Source organism: Halorubrum yunnanense (genome assembly GCF_026586675.1).
Lineage (GTDB): Archaea > Halobacteriota > Halobacteria > Halobacteriales > Haloferacaceae > Halorubrum > Halorubrum yunnanense.
This window is the reverse complement of the sequence record NZ_JAODIX010000002.1, coordinates 1-3638: the sequence shown is the minus strand read 5'-3', so window position 1 is coordinate 3638 and position 3638 is coordinate 1. Positions and strand designations below refer to the sequence as shown.

The window sequence follows — 3638 nt, the reverse complement described above, 5'->3', positions numbered from 1 at the left end:
GGTCTCTGACGCGGTAAAACCGTGAATTATCGACCCCACCCCGACGCAGTCTTGCGTTCAACAAGGCACCTCAGCGTCAAGGCCGTCTACCTCGATCGTGGATTCTACAACAGTACCTGCCTCGGACTGCTGTCCACGCACAACTACGCCTACGTCATGCCGATTGTCAAGTGGGGCGAGACGATTCAAGACGAACTCAACAGAGGCTGGAGCCGCGAGATCGAACACGATCTCGCCGGCGAGGTGACTTTCCCCGTGTTCATCGATTGCGTCTACCAGCAGGGACGATACGACGAACACGGGGTGGCGCGTCACGGCTACGCCGCTGACGCGCCGTTTATCGACACGCCACGGGATGCCCGAGAACACTACAGCAAGCGCTTCGGCATCGAGTCGAGCTACCGGTTAGCCAAGCAGAGCCTCGCATTCACCAGTTCTCAGGACGCTGGGCTACGGCTCGTGATGTTTGTGGTGAGTCTGCTGCTCCAGAATAGCTGGCGATATCTCCACTGGAAGTACGTGGCGGCGCCCCGCCGCGGGGGGCGCCGCCTCTGGAACTGGTCGTTCACGGAGTTCTGCGAAATGACGCTTCGCGCAGCTTGGACAGCACTTGGTGTGCGTAGGTCTGTTCCAGCGAACCAGTCACTCGACGACCGGTTCTTCCGGTAGCTGTCCACCGGTCCGGACAGCGGTCGTGAGTGGCGACGCTGTCGCGTCGGCGGCAGTCCGCCGCCGACAGCGACGATCCATCCCAAAGATCACTCTCACCAGCGCTTCGAAGACGCTTCACGACCAGTTCGATCTGATTCACCGGAATCAGACGAGATTACGCGGCTGTCGATGTGATCAACTGAGGTTCGCCCTCAAAATCGTATCTTAAGAAAAAGAGTAGCCCTCTACCACTTATATTCGGCATCTTAGGCCTAGTCCTGATCGGAAGACCAGTCTACAAATCCGTCGCTTCTTAATCTCGAACCGCTCCGTTAGGGTGATGTCCGTCCGCTGGTTTGCTGAATCACATCACTCCGCCCGAATAACTGGATCGGCGCCAGCGGGCGTGTGGGCCGACGCGCCTCGGCCCGCTTCGAGCCGTGTCGACCGGCCGGTCGTTGAGGCCGTTCACCACCCGTCCGTGGTCCACGGTCCGAAGCCGGCCGTCCGGCCGATAACGTGCACCGCAAACCTATCGTAGCGGAAGCTCGTCAGTATATCACGAGTGATGCTGTCGCCTCAGTTTCGATTCGTTGTCATATCTCTGCTGGGCGCGGTCCTGTCGCTGCTGGTCGTGATTCCAGCCCTCCGAAACCGCGACAAACCGGGAGCGACCGGCCTGATCATGGTCGCACTTGGTGCGAGTCTGTTTTCGCTCGGGGTCGCCCCCCTCACGACTCCGCTTCCGGATTGGGCCGTATACGCTGTGAACAACCTGTACGTGGCCGCGGGAGTCCTGCTCGGGTTCGGGTGGCTCGTCACCGTCGGCGAGCATACGGAGACCATCGTCCCGGACCGACGGGTGTTCGCCGCGGGGGGAAGCTATTTCACGATTGTACAGACCCTCGCGCTCACCGACCCACTCCACCATCTATTCTTTTCGCCGATCTACCTTCGGCAGTCGGAGCCGCTGTTCGTACTCCCGCTCCCGCTGAACATCGTCCACATCCTCTGTATGTATGGACTCATCTTGGCCGCCTGTGGATTACTGTTCTCTGACGTTCTCGAGACCACCGACGCGCGTCGGACGCAGAGCGGGCTACTCCTGGCCTGTATCGTGCCGCCGCTCGCGCTGAACGTACTGCACCTGCTCGGCATCACCTCGCTCAACTGGACAGCGCTGGGGTTCGTCGTGATGACACTGGGCATCGGCTGGGCGGTGCTCAGAGCCGACTTCCTCGACCTCGTCTCGGTCAGCCGCAGCCGCGCCTTACGCAGCATGAGCGACCCGGTTGTAGCGATCGACACCGAGGGGCGAGTGATCGACGCGAACCCCGCTGCACGGGACCTCTCGGATGTCGACTCGGGCTACCAGAACGTGACCGTCGGGTCGTTCTTCCAACCGTTCCCGGACCTCGTCGAGCGGCTCAAAACCGGCACCGAGGGGACGATCGCGGTGACCCACGGGGGACGCAGGCGCGACTTCAGCCTCACCGTCTCCGAAATCAACGGCCGAGGTGACAGCCCCCTTGCTCGTGTCATCGTGTTTCGAGAGGTCACGCAGTTGAAACAACGCGAGCGTGAGCTCGACCTGCTGAGTCAGGTCCAGTCACGGGTTCTCCGCCACAACATCCGCAACGAACTCGATATCATCAAAGCACAGAACGAGCAGTTGCTGGTTGAGCTCGAAGGGCGACGCGCACGACTGGCGGAAACCACCGTTTCGAGCGCCGACAGACTCCTCTCGATCAGCTCGAAGACCCGCGCTGTCGAACAGCTCATCGAGAGCGACGAGAGCCCGACCACGGTCGACCTCGCCGCGACGGTCGAGCAGCTGCTCGAGACGCATCGGGAGACGTATCCGGAAGTCGCATTCAGCGACCGGCTGCCCAATTCGTGTCCCGTCGAGACACTCCCGTCGATAAGGCTAGCACTGAACAACCTCGTAGAGAACGCTGCAGAGCACAACACCGCCGCGGACCCCGCGGTAGAGGTGGTACTTACGGAGACCGACGACGAGGTCGCGGTGAGCATCACCGATAACGGCCCGGGAATACCGGAACAGGAGCTGGCCGTTCGGGACCAGGGTAGAGAAACATCGTTGGAGCACGGGATCGGTGTGGGCTTATGGGTCGTCGACTCGGTAATCGAGCGTTCTGGAGCCTCATTAAGCTTCGAGAGCGACACCGGGGGAACGACGGCTACGATCCGCATACCACGCCAATGACGTCCTTCCCGCAGTGAACGGCGGGATTCTCTCGCTGGATCAACCGGCAGCGTATACGATGTCCGTGGGTTGTTCGGACTCGACTCCGGCTCCGATAGGGCGCGAACCAAACAGCGGTCCGGTGACGTGGTCGGTATCGAATCGTCATCGACCGGAGGCGACCGTCACACGGTGCCCTTGGCTGCTTCAGCCGGTGGCGACGACGGCGGCTTCGATGAGATTACGTTCGGTCATCGTCGCGGATGTTTCCGACGGGTCGACCTGCGGGTCGGTCGGTTCAGCCGACCGGCCGATGCGTGCGCGCTAGCCCCAATATCAACGACTGCAGAAACTGTGTAATGTGGGGGTAGTCCTCGCTCTACAAAGAGGTCGTCACCACATAAAAGAAGAATTGGTGTCGAGTCGGCACGTCTGCTCATTCAGGAACACACCAAACTCCCCGCCGCTGACCACAAGTCTGATTGCCGCCCCTGGGTCGTCGCTCTCGGTATTCGCGAGTTCGACTGGCAACGTGAGACTCGCGCCGGTCGCCGGCACCTCTGTACGAACGCGATACTGGTCGGCACCGTCCCAAACCTCGTAGATCGAGTATACGGGGTAGGAGTCGGTGACGCGCGGCGCTCCGCCGCGGCTGGGCGACCGCCGGGCTTACGCCCGATATGCGCCCTGTATCTTACACGGCTATCAGAACTGCTGTGTTGAATAGCGATCTAATCGGCTTATATCACGGAGTAGAAGGACGAAGCCGAGGAAATCGATT

The 3638-nt window shown here is 61.0% G+C and carries 1 protein-coding gene and 1 pseudogene; both read left to right on the top strand.

The features are described from left to right. Positions 1-69: 69 nt before the first annotated feature. A pseudogene (locus N5096_RS00995) lies at positions 70-669 on the top strand (ISH3 family transposase); the annotation flags it as partial. Between the two features lie 550 nt (positions 670-1219). Beyond that, complete coding sequence (locus tag N5096_RS00990; protein ID WP_267662480.1) at positions 1220-2878, top strand: histidine kinase N-terminal 7TM domain-containing protein; 1659 nt, start codon at positions 1220-1222, stop codon at positions 2876-2878. Positions 2879-3638: the final 760 nt, after the last annotated feature.

Excerpts from the sequence above, each read along its gene's own strand:
- N5096_RS00990 (WP_267662480.1), top strand. The coding sequence starts at position 1,220 with ATGCTGTCGCCTCAGTTTCGATTCGTTGTCATATCTCTGCTGGGCGCG.